This is a genomic window from Hyphomicrobium zavarzinii ATCC 27496 (assembly GCF_000383415.1).
In the GTDB taxonomy this organism is placed as follows: domain Bacteria; phylum Pseudomonadota; class Alphaproteobacteria; order Rhizobiales; family Hyphomicrobiaceae; genus Hyphomicrobium_C; species Hyphomicrobium_C zavarzinii.
The window spans coordinates 727,402-743,165 of sequence record NZ_KB911255.1 but is presented as its reverse complement, the minus strand read 5'-3'; the positions used below and the strand labels follow the sequence as shown (position 1 = coordinate 743,165).

The 15,764-nt window shown below is 64.7% G+C and carries 16 protein-coding genes; 3 read left to right on the top strand and 13 right to left on the bottom strand.

Going from position 1 to position 15,764, the window contains the following annotated elements:
* The first annotated feature begins 47 nt into the window (after positions 1-47).
* Complete coding sequence (locus F812_RS0103415) at positions 48-446, top strand: VOC family protein (RefSeq protein ID WP_020084557.1); 399 nt, start codon at positions 48-50, stop codon at positions 444-446.
* 39 nt (positions 447-485) lie between these two features.
* Here F812_RS0103415 and F812_RS0103410 read toward each other — a convergent pair whose 3' ends face one another.
* From F812_RS0103410 to F812_RS25200, 11 genes are all read right to left on the bottom strand, one after another.
* Positions 486-716, bottom strand: a complete 231-nt coding sequence (locus F812_RS0103410) for a hypothetical protein (RefSeq protein ID WP_020084556.1) — start codon at positions 714-716, stop codon at positions 486-488.
* A gap of 162 nt (positions 717-878) precedes the next feature.
* A complete protein-coding gene (gene nadC / locus F812_RS0103405) occupies positions 879-1,748 on the bottom strand; it encodes a carboxylating nicotinate-nucleotide diphosphorylase (protein WP_245257616.1) in 870 nt (289 codons plus the stop codon).
* On the bottom strand, positions 1,745-3,418 hold the full coding sequence (locus F812_RS0103400; RefSeq protein WP_020084554.1) for an L-aspartate oxidase: 1,674 nt from the start codon (positions 3,416-3,418) through the stop codon (positions 1,745-1,747). The genes nadC and F812_RS0103400 overlap by 4 nt, the downstream gene beginning before the upstream one ends.
* Positions 3,419-3,567: 149 nt before the next feature.
* Positions 3,568-4,659: a quinolinate synthase NadA gene (gene nadA / locus F812_RS0103395; protein WP_020084553.1), complete on the bottom strand. Its 1,092-nt coding sequence runs from the start codon at positions 4,657-4,659 to the stop codon at positions 3,568-3,570.
* Positions 4,660-4,927: 268 nt separating this feature from the next.
* Positions 4,928-5,989: an NUDIX hydrolase gene (locus F812_RS0103390; protein WP_020084552.1), complete on the bottom strand. Its 1,062-nt coding sequence runs from the start codon at positions 5,987-5,989 to the stop codon at positions 4,928-4,930.
* Between the two features lie 124 nt (positions 5,990-6,113).
* Positions 6,114-6,743: an HD domain-containing protein gene (locus F812_RS0103385; RefSeq protein WP_020084551.1), complete on the bottom strand. Its 630-nt coding sequence runs from the start codon at positions 6,741-6,743 to the stop codon at positions 6,114-6,116.
* A 6-nt stretch (positions 6,744-6,749) separates the two neighbouring features.
* Positions 6,750-7,367 (bottom strand): DNA-3-methyladenine glycosylase I, encoded by a 618-nt coding sequence (locus F812_RS0103380; protein ID WP_040497755.1) that lies wholly within the window; start codon positions 7,365-7,367, stop codon positions 6,750-6,752.
* On the bottom strand, positions 7,354-8,253 hold the full coding sequence (gene ygfZ / locus F812_RS0103375) for a CAF17-like 4Fe-4S cluster assembly/insertion protein YgfZ (protein ID WP_020084549.1): 900 nt from the start codon (positions 8,251-8,253) through the stop codon (positions 7,354-7,356). Before ygfZ ends, F812_RS0103380 begins: the two co-directional genes overlap by 14 nt.
* 33 nt (positions 8,254-8,286) lie before the next feature.
* The gene (locus tag F812_RS25205; RefSeq protein ID WP_020084548.1) at positions 8,287-9,828 is read right to left on the bottom strand and encodes an amidohydrolase family protein; all 1,542 of its coding nucleotides are present in this window, start codon (positions 9,826-9,828) and stop codon (positions 8,287-8,289) included.
* A 263-nt stretch (positions 9,829-10,091) separates the two neighbouring features.
* Complete coding sequence (locus F812_RS25890) at positions 10,092-10,919, bottom strand: L,D-transpeptidase (protein WP_020084547.1); 828 nt, start codon at positions 10,917-10,919, stop codon at positions 10,092-10,094.
* 216 nt (positions 10,920-11,135) lie between these two features.
* Entirely contained in the window at positions 11,136-11,858 is a 723-nt protein-coding gene (locus F812_RS25200) for a hypothetical protein (protein ID WP_020084546.1), read from the bottom strand.
* 97 nt (positions 11,859-11,955) lie between these two features.
* On the opposite strand from F812_RS25200, the gene F812_RS0103355 reads away from it, so the two are divergent.
* Positions 11,956-12,615 (top strand): LysE family translocator, encoded by a 660-nt coding sequence (locus F812_RS0103355; RefSeq protein ID WP_020084545.1) that lies wholly within the window; start codon positions 11,956-11,958, stop codon positions 12,613-12,615.
* 82 nt (positions 12,616-12,697) lie between these two features.
* Here F812_RS0103355 and F812_RS0103350 read toward each other — a convergent pair whose 3' ends face one another.
* Together F812_RS0103350 and F812_RS0103345 are read right to left on the bottom strand one after the other, a co-directional pair.
* Complete coding sequence (locus F812_RS0103350) at positions 12,698-12,946, bottom strand: hypothetical protein (protein WP_020084544.1); 249 nt, start codon at positions 12,944-12,946, stop codon at positions 12,698-12,700.
* A 205-nt stretch (positions 12,947-13,151) separates the two neighbouring features.
* Positions 13,152-13,580: a TIGR02301 family protein gene (locus F812_RS0103345; protein WP_245257615.1), complete on the bottom strand. Its 429-nt coding sequence runs from the start codon at positions 13,578-13,580 to the stop codon at positions 13,152-13,154.
* A gap of 294 nt (positions 13,581-13,874) precedes the next feature.
* Here F812_RS0103345 and F812_RS0103340 point away from each other — a divergent pair, with 294 nt between their 5' ends.
* On the top strand, positions 13,875-15,659 hold the full coding sequence (locus F812_RS0103340; protein ID WP_020084542.1) for a hypothetical protein: 1,785 nt from the start codon (positions 13,875-13,877) through the stop codon (positions 15,657-15,659).
* The last annotated feature ends 105 nt before the right edge of the window (positions 15,660-15,764 follow it).

The window sequence follows — 15,764 nt, the reverse complement described above, 5'->3', positions numbered from 1 at the left end:
AAGGCTACCGGCCAGCAGGTCGTCACACCCATGAGAGCAGATTACGCATGATCCATCACCTGTCTCTCGGAGTGACCGACATCGAACGCGCAGCCGCATTCTACGATGCGGCCCTTGCGCCGCTGGGATATGTCCGCGTGTGGTCGGACCTTCGCCCTGGAGAGCCCAATCAGGCAGCCGGATACGGCGTTCCTGGCGGTGGCGACACGCTGGCTCTCAAGCATCGTCCCGAACGACATCAGCCGCCAGGCCCTGGCTTCCACCTCGCGTTTGCCGCTCCCGATCCGCACGCTGTCGAGGAGTTCTATCGTGCAGCACTCCGGCATGGAGCGAAGGACAACGGCGCCCCCGGTCTCCGTGCGCACTACGGCCCCCGCTACTTCGCGGCGTTCGTCGTGGACCCCGACGGACACAAACTCGAAGCGGTTTTCAATGGTGAGCGATGACGACGCGCGCCGGAAGCAGCGAGCCTCCCGACGTTCACGCTAGTGGAGCAGATCGCGGTTCTCGATGCGATCGATCTCGTCGAGGCTCGGGCGGCGCGGTCGCGGGCCCTGCCGGCGCGGCATGAGCAGGAGCCACAGCACCAGCGGCGGAACGATGAAGCACCACGCCATCCAGAATGAGTAGTCCCGGTTCTTCCAGCCGGCGATGAATCCGGCCAGCGCGGCGGCCGTGATCGCCGACAAGCCCCAGATTACGATACCAGCCATCATGGCGGCGTTCCCTTCATAGTGCGTGCGTGAGAGCCAGGAGACACATGAGAAAGAACTGAGGCGAAATCAAGCTCCCAGTGCTGGAGGCGCAGCTTCACCCGCCCCCTCTCGCGATTGAGGTTAATCGCCGAAAAGCCAATGCAGCCGAATGCGTTCCACGCTTCACGCGGCAGGCGCGAAGTCGAGCCCGAGGTCGAGAATCGGCGCCGAATGCGTGAGCCCGCCTACGGAAATCAAATCCACGCCTGTCTCCGCGATGGCCCGCACCGTATCGAGCGTGACGCCGCCCGACGCTTCCGTCAGAACGCGCCCATCCACCATCTCGACGGCGGCGCGCAACGTCTCCGTGCTCATGTTGTCGAGCAGCACCGCGTCGATCGGATGTTTCAACGCCGCCGCGAGCTCGTCGAGCGTCCCGACCTCCACCTCGATCTTGACCATGTGCCCGGCATGCATCCGCGCGGAGATGATCGCACGCTCCACGCTGCCCGCCGCAACGATGTGATTGTCCTTGATGAGGATCGCGTCGTAGAGGCCGGAGCGGTGATTGTGCCCGCCGCCGCAGCGCACCGCGTATTTCTCGAAGGCCCGCAGCCCAGGCGTGGTCTTGCGCGTGTCCACGATGCGCGCATGCGTGCCCGACACCGCGTCCGCAAACCGGCGCGTGAGCGTGGCGATGCCGCTCATGTGACAGAGGAAGTTCAGCGCCACGCGCTCCGCCGTGAGCAGCGAACGCGCCGAGCCCGAAACGCGCGCCACCACCGCGCCGTCTGCAACGCGATCACCGTCCGCCGCGAGTGGCTCAAACACCACCTGCAAATCGAGCGCATGAAAGGCCGCCTTCGCGACATCGAGCCCGGAGATCACGCCCTGACGGCGCGCGCCGAAAGTCGCCCGCGCCTGCGTCGTCGCGGAGACGGTGGAATCCGTCGTCAGGTCGCCGCGCGTGCCGAGATCCTCGAGCAAGGCCTGCTCGACGGCGCGCTCGATGATGAGGCGCGACAGGGTGCCATCCACAGGGCGTAGGCTCACAGCGGCATCTCCTCCGCGAGCTGCAAGCTCGCCGCGCGGCGCGGACGCGCGCCGATCGCTCTGATCTGGGAAAGCGTAACGGCGCTGCGATGCTGAAACTCCGCCGAAGGCTCCGGAAAGTCCGAACGGAAATGCGCCCCGCGGCTCTCCGTGCGCAACAGCGCGGAAGCAGCGATGATCTCCGCTGCGAGCGCCATGTTGGCGACGAGACCGTCCTCTCCCGCTTCTTCCCCGATCCCGCGCAGGATCGCGAGCGCCTGCTCGAGACCGCGCCCGGTGCGAACGACACCCACGTGCTCGCTCATGGTCCGGCGCAGAAGAGCGACGAGGTGAGCCCGGTACGCCGCGTCGAACGGACGCTCCGCCGAGGTGCGGTAGGTCCGCGCGATCGGATAGGCCATGGACGGCGTGACGAGGCTTCCGATATCGTCGGCCACGCGCGCGCCCAGCACCACCGCTTCGAGGAGCGAGTTCGACGCGAGCCGGTTGGCGCCGTGCAGCCCCGTGGATGCCACTTCGCCGACAGCCCAGAGACCTTCGAGCGACGTGCGGCCCGACAGGTCCGTCGCGACGCCGCCCATGTGATAGTGCGCTGCCGGCGCCACCGGAATGGGCTGCGTGACGGGATCGATGCCCGCCGCGATGCAATGGCTGTAAACGGTCGGAAACGCTGTTGGAAACGCAGCTCCGATCGCCTCGCGGCAATCGAGGAACGCGCCACGAGCCGCCACGATCTCCGAAAATACGCCGCGTGCCACGATATCGCGCGGCGCAAGCTCGCCTGCCGGATTGAGGCTGAGCATGAACCGCTCGCCCTTGCCGTTGATGAGCGTCGCGCCTTCGCCCCGCAACGCTTCGGACGCAAGCGGCGCTGGATCCATGTGCGCGTCGATGGCGGTCGGATGGAATTGCACGAACTCCGCATCCGCGATCACCGCGCCCGCCCGCGCCGCAAAGGCCACGGCCTCGCCGCGCGCATAGATCGGATTGGTAGTAACGGAATAGAGCGCACCCGCCCCGCCCGTTGCGAGCACGACGGCACTCGCCGGCATGAAATCGAAAGTGCCCGTGCCTTTCGCCTCCGTCCGCACGAGCCGCACACCGGCCACGCGCCCAGCGCTTCCCGAGCCGCCTTCGAGGATGAGATCCTGCGCCTCGTAGTTTTCGAGAACGCGGATCGAAGGCGTGGCTTGCACCGCCGCGATCAACGCCTGCATGATGGCCGCGCCTGCCCGATCACCCGAGACGCGCACCACGCGCTTCTGCGAGTGAGCAGCCTCCCGCGAGAGCACGTAGTGCCCCGCGAGATCGCGATCGAAGGGAACGCCATAGCGCAGCAGATCGGCGATGCGGGCTGGCGCCTCCGCGGCGATCACGTCCGCCACATGCGTATCAACGATACCGCCACCTGCCGCGATCGTATCGGCCGCATGCTGGGCCGGCGTATCGCCCTCACCCACAGCCGCCGCGATCCCGCCCTGCGCCCACACGCTCGACGCGCCCTGGCCGAGTGGGGCAGCCGCGACGACGGTAACCGGCAGAGGCGCGAGGCGAAGCGCCGTGAAGAGCCCCGCCAATCCAGCACCGATGATGACGATATCGCCCGCCCCAAGCGCGCCGGAAGGATCGGCGAAGCCATGGCTTGGAGGAAGGCTGCGATCGGAGTCCATGGGCGGACCTCCTGAAGTGCGTCCGGACGAAAGCGGAACCCGATTTCCCGGCAAGAAGCACGATCAATCGCGGACTGCTGGAGTAGGCCCGCAGCAAGCACACGCCGCAGGGAGAGGACGCGGGCCACGAGGGCCCGCGCAGGAAAAGCTTAGGCCGAAGCCTCCACCATGCGCTCGACCGCGCGGCGCGCCTTCTCGGCGACAGCGGGATCGACCGTCACTTCGTAACGGTTGTAGAGCAGCGCCTCGTAGATGTTCTCGAGGCTGATGCGCTTCATGTGCGGGCACAGGTTGCACGGACGCACGAACTCGACATCCGGAGCTTCCGCCGCCACGTTGGACGCCATCGAGCACTCGGTGACGAGCACCACCTTCGCCGGGCGCTTGGTCTTCACCCAGTCGATCATGGCCGCCGTCGAGCCCGTGAAGTCCGCCGCGTTGATGACGTCCGGCGGGCACTCGGGATGCGCGATGATGCGCAGGCCCGGCTCCGCTTCGCGCATGGCGTTCATCTCTTCGCCGGTGAAGCGCTCGTGCACCTCGCAGTGGCCCTTCCAGGCGATGATCTCGACCTTGGTCTTGGTCTGCACGTACTTCGCGAGATACTCGTCGGGGATCAGCAGCACGCGCGGCGCGCCAAGGCTCTCGACGATCTTGACCGCATTCGACGACGTGCAGGTGATATCGCACTCGGCCTTAACGGCGGCGCTCGTGTTGACGTAGGTGACGATCGGCACGCCGGGATAGGCTGCCCGCAACGCACGGACGTCCTCAGGCGTGATCGAAGCCGCGAGCGAGCAGCCCGCCAGCGGATCGGGAATAAGCACAGTCTTGTCCGGGCTGAGCAGCTTAGACGTCTCGGCCATGAAGTGCACGCCGGCCTGCACGATCACGTCTGCTTCCGCGCGCGCGGCTTCCTTCGCGAGCTGCAAGCTGTCGCCACGGAAATCGCCTACGCAGTGGAAGATCTCCGGCGTCATGTAGTTGTGCGCCAGGATAACGGCATTGCGCTTCGCCTTGAGCTCGTTGATCGCCTTCACGATCGGCGCGTAGTGCACCCACTCCATCGGCGTGACGACGTGCTTCACCCGCTCGTAGAGAGGCTCGAGCTCACGCTTGAGAGCCGGCGTGAACGCAAACGGCGGAACGACCGTCTCCTTCGCCCGCGAGCGCGGTGCGCAGCTCGCTGCGTCCTCCGTCCGGGGAAGCTCCAAAGCCGAATGGGCCGAGCCAAGCGCCATTTTGACCTCCGTTCTATCATATACTCCACTTGAGTATATGAAGGACCTGAAAAACACCGGCCATCTCAGGCCAGCCACCTCCACGACCACGTCACGTCGATCAACGCGCCATGTGTAACCTACGCCCGCCCCGTCGAAAGGTTCCATCGGTTATGCTCGATCAGAGCATTGAGCGTACAAAAAGAATCTAGTTGAGACGCCGGCGATTTTCCAGGCCGTTGCTGAAAATATTTGCAGACCCGCCGCAGCAATGCGCAGCGCGGCGAGTCTAGCTACGCACGGGTTTCACACGCACGCCCGGAGCGGGCCGCTCCAGCAGCACCTCGCGCCGGAAGCGGAACAGCTTGGCCGGACGCCCGCCGGTTTGCGTCTTGACCTCGCCCGTCGGCTCCACGAGACCGGCGCTCTCGACGAGCCGGCGGAAGTTCTGTTTGTGCAGATGCGGGCCGAGGATGGCCTCCACCGTCTTCTGCAGCTCGAACAGAGTGAAATCGTCCGGCATCAGCTCGAAGATGACGGGGCGGTATTTGATTTTCGCGCGCACGCGGCCGATCGCCGTCGCGAGGATGCGCCGATGATCGAAGCGCATGGCAGCGCCAAGCCGGGGCGCGGTGACGCCCCAGGAGGACGCAGATTCGCGCCCATCGCGCCGGGCCTCCTCGACGAGCCCCGCTTCGTAAAGCAGCTCGAAACGATCGAGCACCTTCTCCTCGTCCCACGCTCCGCCATCGAGGCCGAAGCAGATCCGCACGCGATCCTCGCGCTGCACGGGCCGCGCAGGTGCCGAGCGCAGAACAGGCCGCTGCGCCCACTCCTTGAGCCTGGGCTCGATCTCGGCGGAGAGAATTTCGGGTTTGCCTTTGCGCCAGTCTTCCCACGGGAAGAACTGATACCAGCTGCGCCAGGAGCCATGCTGCAGATCGCGCGCATGTCCCGTTTCGGTCAGCGCGAGATAGCCGATGGAAACCACGTGCGGAGAATGATCGGCGGGCTCTGCGTGCCGCCCGCGATCGCCGAACGTGTAGAGCTGTTCGACATAGCCGAGACCGAGGCCCGTCTGCTCCTCCACCCAGGCACGCAAGCCGCTTTCCAGCGTGCGATGCGCCACGGGCGAGAAGGGACCGAACGGAAGCCCGTCCGTCGCGCTCGCACTATCCGTCTCGTTGCGGATCACGAGCACGACGGGCTCGTCGTCGATCACAGCAACGATCGCGGCATTGAGCCCGATTTCCACGTTCGCGGCCTCAGGGCGCACCGCGGCGTGGAGTGCTTTTTCTGCGCCGGTTTCTCCATCGTGAAACCGCCGCTTGATGTTTGCATCTGTGACCATGGCATCCGCTCCTGATTGCCCGCTAAACGCCGATCGTGGCGATTTTCGGAACCAACGGAAGCGGGATTTTCTTTGCGAAACAGGGAATAAAATCGAAAGCTTCCGCAAAGCCCCAAAACACGCGTTATTGCGCTTGGCTGAGGTCGGAAAATCTCCGAAGAAAAAGATGCTGCGCATCTGCCGCAGGCAGCGGTTCGAGAGCGATCAGCTTCCGCTGAATCGACTCTCCCAACCTGGTAGGCTCACCAAAGTAGAGCAGCGCTTCATCGCGTGCGAAACCGGCGAGCCCTGTCGCTTCGTAAAATGCGGCGATGCTGTCGGCACGCTTGATCTTCGCCGTGATCGCCTCCGGAAGCCGCGGCGGCAGTGAAAAACGCCGGTGAATGGCCTCGAGCAGCTTCAATTCGAACGATTTGTAGTCGAGACCGATTGCCGTTTTGAACGGGCTAATCAAATCACCGATCACGTACTCCGCGGAATCGTGAAGCAGAGCCGCGAGCCGCCACGCCTGCGGCCAATCCGGATTGAGATCCTCCGCGATCTCCTCCACCAGCAGCACATGCTGCGCGACTGAGAACGCATGCGCCCCCTGCGTCTGCCCGTTCCACCGGGCAACGCGCGCGAGGCCATGCGCGATATCCTCGATCTCGATATCGGCGGGCGAGGGATTAAGCAGGTCCAGCCGCCGCCCGGAGAGCATTCTCTGCCAGGCGCGCGGAACGCGGGTCTCGGGCTCGGATCCAGGCTCGCTCATCGCAATTCAAGCCGTTGGTGGAACGAAAGCGCGCTGCAGCTTGGCGCACGCTTTGTGGCGCGGGCATCCGGTTAGATGATCGTTCACCATGCCCGTCGACTGCATGAACGCGTAGAGCGTGGTGGGACCTACGAACCGGAACCCCTCTTTCTTGAGCGCCTTGGAAAGCCGCACGGACACATCCGTCGAAGCCGGAACCTCGCCCACCTTGGCATAGGCGTTGATGGCGGGCTTCCCGCCCGCGTGATGCCACAGGAACGACGCGAGCGACTGCCGCTTTCTGAGCACGAGATAGGCTTTCGCGTTGTCGATCGCAGCCAGCACCTTGAGGCGGTTGCGCACGATTCCCTCGTCCGCCATCAACCGCGCGATGTCCCTCTCGGTGTAGCGCGCGATGCGAGCCGGATCGAAATCATGAAACGCGCGCCGGAATGACTCGCGCTTTCGCAGGATCGTGATCCACGAGAGCCCAGCCTGAAAACCTTCGAGCAGCAGCTTTTCGAAGAGGCGCTGATCGTCCGCATGGGGCACGCCCCATTCCTCATCGTGATAACGCGCGTAGAGCGGATCGTCGATGCCGGCCCAGGGGCAACGCGCCAGTACGTCGGCGTCAGGCAATTTCATTCGGAGCCCCGAGCTGAAAGGTGGCGAACGACGGAAGCACGACGCGAAGCGGAAGACCGTTCACGGTCACCAGCGTGCCGCCGCGCTGCGCTTCTGCCACGCGGTCGAGCCTCAGGAGAGCAAGCCCGCGCTGGCCCGCAACAGATCCGAGACGGCCGATTTCAGCCTCCCCAACCAGAACAGGGAGCGGCCCCTGTGGCAGCTCGTGGTCGGCCTCCACAGGCACCACCCGCTTGCGAACCGTGGTGCGATGCTGCATGCGCGACACCACCTCCTGGCCCACGTAACAGCCCTTGTCGAACGACACGCCGTTCAACTGGTCCAGCAGCGCCTCGTGCGGAAACGTATCGCCGAACACGAAATCCCGCCCGCCTTCGGGAACGCCGAGCCCGATGCGATGAGCCTCATAAGCCTCCGGTGACGCGTTCACTGCATCCCCGGCATCACGCACCGCGGTCACATCCGCGATGAAACGGCTCCCGAGCGCCGGAAGACGCGGATCCGCATAGACCAGCGCTCCAGCCGGAACGTCGGACGGCACGGTCTCCCCGCCCCAAGCAGCGCCGACGGCGAAGTCAGCCGACACGTCGCGGATCTCTGCCTGCGCCCTGAGCTTGTACATCGAGAGCCGCTTGACGAGATCTCCCGTCTTCTCCCGCAGCGTATCGAGGAGAAAGCCGTCCCCTCTCTTCACCACCAGGAAGTCGAACAGCATCTTGCCTTGCGGTGCAAGCAGCGCCGCATAAAGCGCGTGCGCTTCAGCGATCAGCGCGATGTCGTTTGTGATCAGTCCGCCGAGCAGCTTTTCCGCATCGGCTCCCGTGACGGAAACGACACCGCGATCCGCCAACACCGTCACATGGGGCCTCGTTGTGGCGGTCGTCATGGGCGTCTCTCGAATACGCGACTATAGCTCGGCTCAGCGGTCGCGGCGGCCGCTGGCCGCGCGCTTCTTGAGAAGCTCCTTCTCAGCCCCAGCCTCCTGCGACACCGGCGCCGGTTTGGCAGCGGGCTTCGCAGCCGAAGCGCCACCCTGGGCCTTCGCCGTGATCGGCTTCTGGCAGGCCCACGCCGCCACTTCGTCGATGTCGTAGAAGCGGCAGGCTTCCATCAGCATGCGGGCTTCCGTCCACATGTCGCCGTCCACCATCGGCATGAAGAGATCGTGGACATTGTCCACGCCGAGATAGCAGCGCACACCCGCTTCCCTGAGCTTCACGAACGGCGCGATCGAGTTGTGCAGCGGCGCCGTCATCGGCAGCTGCTTCATGCTGAGGGCCGCAGACGGGCAGATGATGATGCCCATATCCGCTTCCTTCACCTTCTCGATGATGCGGTCCTGCTCGCGATCTTCCTTGGCCGAGAGCGAGATCGCGTGCACGCCGAACACGCGGCCCTGCATGCCGTGCTCAATGGTCTTCTCCGCGAGAAGCTCGGTCTCGTTCTCGAGCGGATTGTTCTCCTGGTCGATGTGCACGTCCACCGGCTTGCCGAGCTTCTTGGCGAGCGACAGCACCACGTCGAGATGCTTCTCGGGCTTGGGCCGGTCACGCGAGGGCAAGCCGCCGCAATAATCCGCGAGCTCGCAGGCTTCCGCATACTGCTCGAACGAGGCCGGATCGAGCACGCCCTGCAGCGGCTGCACGCCCACCTCGAACTGGATGCGCCCCGCATACCGCTGCTTGACCTCGAGCGCCGCCTTGATCGGAAGAAGGCCGACGGTGCTGTCCGCGTCCACCATCGTTCGGCAGTAGGTTGCGCCCTGATGGATCATGGTCTCGACGCCGCGGCTGATGCGCTCCACGAGATCGTCGTGCGTGTAGTTCTCCTTGAGGTAGCGGTAGAGCTCCCACTTCTTCTGCATGTCGACCTGGCTGAGCCGCAGGTTCTCGTGCGTGATCAGATACGCCTTGTCGAAATGCGCGTGATGATTGGCGAGACCGCCGAGACGCTCTGCCGCCTGAAGGAACCGGAGCCTAAGGTTCCAGGGTTCGCTGTCGTCGGCGAGGCGGTAGCGATAGGTGCCGCGCTCGGCATCGATGATGATCTGCTCGAGCGTCGCGATGCCCACGTCGGCATCCGTGATGAGCGGAATTCCGTTCTCGATGGAGAGCTTGCGGATGAGCTTCGCATCCGAGCTCTCGTCGTAGTCCTCGTCGCCCGTGAGCACGTTGATGACGAGATCGAACCGGTTGGCCTTGAGGAACGAGAGAATGTTCGGCGAGCGCCCGTCGGTGATCTTGTGGATCTCGGTGCTCTTGATGCCGTTGGCAACGAAGAAGCGGTGCGTGCCGGGGGTCGCGTAAAGCTCGACATCGAGTGTGAGAATGCGCCGGATGGCGGGAAGCATGCGCTTCTTGTCCTCGGGGCGTCCGGCGCTGATCAGAAGGCTTTTGCGGCGCTGGCGTCCGAGGAGCTTCAGGTTGAAGGCCAGAAGCTCGAGTGAGATTGCGTTGCTCATTTTCCTGACCTCGTTTGTTGCGATAAGCGCTGGCTCGCGCGTCTTAACCCCGCGGAACGTCGCCGCGTGGTGGTCAGAATCGCACCTTATTGTAGTTGCCGCGCCAGCACCACCGGATTGCGTGGGCCATCCACGGTCGCCCGGCAGACAGAAGCTCGCCGACGTCGCCATCGGACATCCGCCCGCGTCCTGTACGCGAAGCGGCGCGGGCCTACAACGTCCGCGGAGGTTTAAGTCGTCGCACCCCCGCGGAACGCTGGAATTCAGATGCCTTGATCGGCAGGCTTCGCCTCGGGCGCGGCTCCGTTGGCCGGCGGAGCAGCCGCATCCGGCTGAGCGGCGGCAGGCGGCGCCTCCGGCGCAGGCTCGCTAGCCTGCTGCGGCTGAGCCTTTGCGGCAGGCGTATAGCCCGGCGGCATCACGGTACCCGACTTCGGCAGGCGCTTCATCACGTATACGACCGTCGAGGCGTTGACGTGCTGCGCGAGATGCACGACGTGCTCGTTGTGCATCCGGAAGCAGCCCGACGAGGAAGCCGACCCGATCGACTTGGAATCGTTGGTGCCGTGAATGCGGTAGAGCGTATTGCCGAGATAGATCGCCTTGGCGCCCAGCGGGTTGTTGAGGCCGCCCGTCATGCGGACCGGCAGGCCGGGCTTGCGTTGGCGCATCTCCGCGGGCGGGATCCAATCCGGCCAGTCCTCGATGCGCGACACCCGCTCGACGCCGGTCCAGGCGAAGCCCTGCTTGCCGACGGCGATGGGATACACATAGGCCGCGCTCTGCGAGAGCGTGTAGTAGAGCTTGCGTCCTGCGGTATCGATGACGATGGAGCCCGGTGCGAACCCGTTCGAGAAGCTCGCCGTTTGAGGTGCCTTCGCCGAGATGGACGGCCGCCCGCCGCCCTGCATCAGATCGACCGGCTTCATCATAGCCGGCCCCGCACCGAGATAGGACGGCTTGGAGCTGGCGGGCGGGCCACCCCACATTCCATACTGGCTGAGGCCCTGCGCGGCTGCCGGAGCAGCGGCTCCGAAAGCAACAAGCCCGGCGCCGAGAACAAGCGCGGAAATCCTGAACCCAAACATCATTCAACCTCGAAGTACGCTGACCCGACCGCACCGACCAATAAGGGCGCGGTCACTTACATGGGGGCACTATATCGAACCTTCCAGATACCTGCATCCCCACAGCGGAATTGGTTGATACCGTTTAAGAATAGAGGACTGCAACGCAAGGCGCGTCATGCCGCAGCTCGCCTCACGGGAAGAATGTCCGCCCCTTGCCCCGTGTGCCGCGAAATACCTCTACTGGTACTTCCGGAACGTGTGCCAGGTTCCATCCGCTCCGATAGCAATACGCCACCACGCCCATTTTTTCGCATCCCGCATGGACTTGGCAGCCGCGGGGGGCACGAGGCGATAGAGATCCACCTCCTCCTGAGGCTTCAGGCTGTCGAGCGGCAGCTCGGCCAGGTACGGCCAGACGTAGACCATCGTGTTTTCGGGGTCTTTCCCGATGGCGAGACGCGCTGGAGGCAGCGCCAGCAGGTTCGCGATGGTCGCGAGCACCTCCCGCCCCTCTCCGTCGGCCGAGATCTTCTTCCAATACGCGATCGGATCCTTGTTCGCGTCCTCGCCGAAATCCGGCTTGATCTCGTTCCACTCGATGGCGCCCTTCAGCTCCGCCACATCTCCGGCGTGCACGGCTGCAAGGATCTGCTCGCGCATATCCGCCACGTTCGGAGGCAGCGCGCCATGGAACGCCCGCTCCTCGGGCACCACCTTTTCGGCAGCGCCGCTTTTTTCCGCGACAGCCGCTTTTTCCCCCGCAAGCGCCTGAAAACTTGAGGTATTGGCATGGACAAGGCACAGCGCCGCCGCTACCAATGAAAGCGCGCCAAGACTGCCGTTTGCGGCTCGCCGCCGGGTGTGCATCGTGGTGTTTTGCTTCGAGACCGCCCTTTGCGCGTCGGGAGCGCGTGCGATCCCATCCACAGCGAATGCGAGCACCTTCGGTTCGTAACCCATGAGGCTCTGATTTCCCTTCCATCGACCTGGGTCAGCCAGGTCCCATTCGAGGTGCAATGCCGGAAGTCGATATAGCGCTGTCGCCAAGGTGGCGCGCATGCAGCTAGTCCCCAACCTGCTGATCATCCCCGTTGGAATAGTGATCGGTGTGCTTGTCGCGGCTCCAGTCGGTCCCGTCAACGTACTCTGCATACAGCGCGCCATCGAACGCGGCTTTTGGGGCGGCCTCGCCGCCGGCATCGGCGCCATGCTGGGCGACGGCCTCATCGCTCTCTTCGCCAGCCTCGGCGTCGGCGCCATCTCGGGCGCCATCGAATATCACCGCCAGACAATCCAGATCGTAGGCGGCCTCGCGCTGATCCTGTTCGGCCTCAAGCTCTACGTCGCGCCGCCACGCTTGATGAGCGTTCAGGCCGAGGGCGAAGGAGCAGCGTCCCTGCGCGACTATGCCTGGGACATCCCGAAAACGTTCTTCCTCACCATCACCAATCCCGGCGCCGTGCTCGGCTTGTTCGCCATCTTCGGCGGCATCAGCACCTTCGTGGAGGTCCACAGCTACGTGGACGCCCTGACCATGGTCGCGTCCATCATGGGCGGAAGTTTCATGTGGTGGCTCGGCCTCTCGCGCCTGATCGGCCGCCTGCGCCACCGCTTCAGCCCGGCGCATTTGGCTTACACGAACCGCATTTCGGGCGTGCTGCTGATCGGCTTCGGCGCCCTGCTGATAGGCGAGATGGTGCTGAAGATGTTGACCTGAGACAGGGTCACAAACGGAAAAACCCGGCCGCATGGCGGCCGAGTTTCAAGATCCTAGACGACGGAAAGCAAAGAAAACGAGCTTACTGCACGTTGCGATCGAGCGTGAATTCGCCCATTTCGATCCGCCGCTCGAGCCCGACTGCGAGCTTCTTGACGGCATCCTCTCCATAGAGAGAGACAAGATCGGTCAGCGCCGTGAACAGAGCGGCATAGGCCATCTGCTCCGGTGCGACCCCACTTTCCGTCCCTTCGTCCCAAGCCGCGAGAATAAGGCTAAGCGCGCGGAAGCTCAGGTCTTCGGACGAATTGAGTTCGATATGAGTAGCCATCACAGTCCTTCCCCCAGGAAGCTAATTCGAGAGCCAAGCCAAGCCACCCCTCGCCTCACGACTCTCGACCCTTGCAATTCGTACACCTAACACGGTGAACCTTGGCGACCAGACCCCGCGGTAATTCACAGTAAACTACCCGCTACCCTCTGTTTCGTGAGAACGCCGCCGCCGCATGGCGCTCGTCCTACCGAGTGCACTGAAGTTAAGGCGTATTCTTCACCAGTCCGTCGCCAATTTGAATGCCCTCGGCGAGGAAACGCTCGATGGACGACTGCGCCGTCGGCGTGCACGTCACATAGGTGCGCCGATAGCTGCGATAGCCTTGATTGAAGCTGCGTGTGAGGCGCGCCCGCCGCAACGCGGTGCCCCCTTCCGTGTCGAGCAGCTCTTTCATCCGGTCACGCCATACCTGCCCATCGTTCGCACTGCAAAGTTCGCGCAAGTAATGGACAGCACCCAGAATTTCGGCGAGCCGCATCAGCTTGTCGTCGTAGGGCTTGGTATCCCCCGGCGCCGCGACTGCGCCGCTCGCTCCGCCGCCCACGAGCGAGAGAGCAGCGCCGAGCGCCAGCAGCATCCCTTTGATGGAGGGCCGCCTCAGGCGCGGAAATTGCGGTTCGAACCCAGTCACGTATCGGCTCTCTCGGTTGTGCAAGAGAGTTTATCACCGATTCTGACCCCAGCATGGCGGGAATCTGGGAAAGCGCGGGCGGCACTAACCCTTGTGCTGGCGCGATTTACCATGTCCGCCACACCTCTCGCCCCGTGCGGAATTAGAGGATATTGTCTGCCGGCGCGCGATTGCGGCGAGCCGCACGGGTGGGGTCGAACGACAGAACGTTCGATCGGATCGCGCGCATTTGTGTGGGGGCGAAATCCGGAGATTGTGTACTCCGCGTTTCGCGTTGCGTGACGGGAGTAGAGTATGGGTTACCGAGGCGAAGATCTGGATCTGAGGACGCCCCAGGCCGCGCCAGGAGACCATGCCCAGCCGCAACAGGCCGACCCGTTTTTCGTAAGCCAAAGAACGCGTCCCTCCGCCGGCGCACCGCGCGGCGCCCCGATCTGGGTCGACGAAACCGTACTCGACTGCTGCAACCACGCCTTCGACGTGGCGGCCGCCCACCGCGCCAACGAGGTGCGCATCGAGCATCTCATCTACGCCCTCACCCGCACCGAGGACGCCGCCGAGCCGTTCGAAATCCGCGGCGTGCGCGTCGCTGCCTTGCGCCGCGAGGCCGCGACCGTCATCGCAACCGAGATCCCGGCCGCACCCGGCAACGGCAAGACCGTGCCGAGGCGCGCCGAAGCGCTCGAGGAGGTGCTGAGGCTCGCCGCCGCTCACGCCTACCGCAAGCAATCCCCCGTCAGCGTCGCCGACGTTGTCTACGCGCTGTTCGACAGCGGCGTCGAGTTCGCGAGCCTGGGGCGGCTCTTGCCTGGCGTCTTCCCGCGCACTCTGGCCGCCCCCATGCCGGAGGCTACGCTCGACGTCGAAGCCGTGCGCGAGCGCGTTCGCAGCGCCGCCGCCGTGCCGCCTCAGCCCTCTCGCACCATTTCATCTGACTTGGCGAGCCTCGCGGCCGCTCAGGCGCAGACCCAGCAATCGCGCATCGACACCCTCGAGCAATCGGTGCGTGCCCTCACCAGCGACTTGGCAAACGAGAGAAAAATCTTATCGGGAGTGCTGCAAGATCTGCAGCGGGAACTCATGGCTCAACGCGAAGAAGCGACCCGCCTCGGCGGCCTCACGCACGAGAAGATCCAGACCGTCTTCGGAGACCGCTTGCAGAGCCTCGAGCAGGCATTTCTATCGGCACGCAACCCTGTGTCGGCGGACTTCGGACCGCTTCAGGACCGCCTGGGGTTGCTGGAGCGCGCACTGCAGGCCGAGATCTCGGTGACACGCGCCGCGGTCGAATCCCTCGCCGCGAAGCAGACCGTGGATCTGGCACCGCTTCTCGATCGCCTCGAAGCCATCGAGGAAGCCGCCCTTGAGGAACGCGAGCACGCGCGCACGAACGAGCAGGCCTTGAACGCCAGCATCCAGGCCCTCACCGCCGGGCTCGAGCGTCAGCCGGGAGAGATCGCAAACCTCGTCTCGCCCCCCATCGTCGAGCAATTGAACGCCGCCGCCGCGGCGCGCGACGCCCAGCACACGGCCGCAACCGACAGCCTGGCGGAAGCCCATCGCCGTCTCGGCCTCTTGGAGGAGGCGCTCAACGCGCACGCCGCGCGGGCCGAGAACGCCGAAAGCCTCGCCGCGCAGGATCGCGTCAGCCTGCGCGACGCGCTCGCCCGCCTGAGCGAGACCATCGCCCAGGAAGTGACGAACGGACACGCGGCCTTCACGCGTCTCTCCGAAGGCTTCACGCAGGATCTCTCCGAGCTGCACGACAGCCTGGCCAAGATCAACACCAACCAGCACACCCTGGCGACCACGCTCGACAGCCAGGGGCAGGACGCGGCGGTCGCCGTCGCCACCCTCGTCGCCCGCATCCAAAGCCTGGAGCAGGCCGCGGCGAGGCCTGTGGAAATGCTGCACTCCCTCTCCACCACCGTCGAGAAGATGCACAAGGTCACGGTCGAGCGGTACTTCCGCCGGAACCGCTTCTGGTACTGGCTGTTCGGCACCGACGATTGGCTTGCCGCGAGCTGGCCGTCCCAGTCCGCGCGCATCGCCGAGGAGCTGCGCTCGATCAAGAACTAGCGCGAGGAGACGAGTTTCCCCCTCGTCCTCACCCGCCGTGGAACCCTACTGCCTACTGCCTACTGCCTACTGCCTACTACCCACGGGCTACCTGTTGCCCGCTGC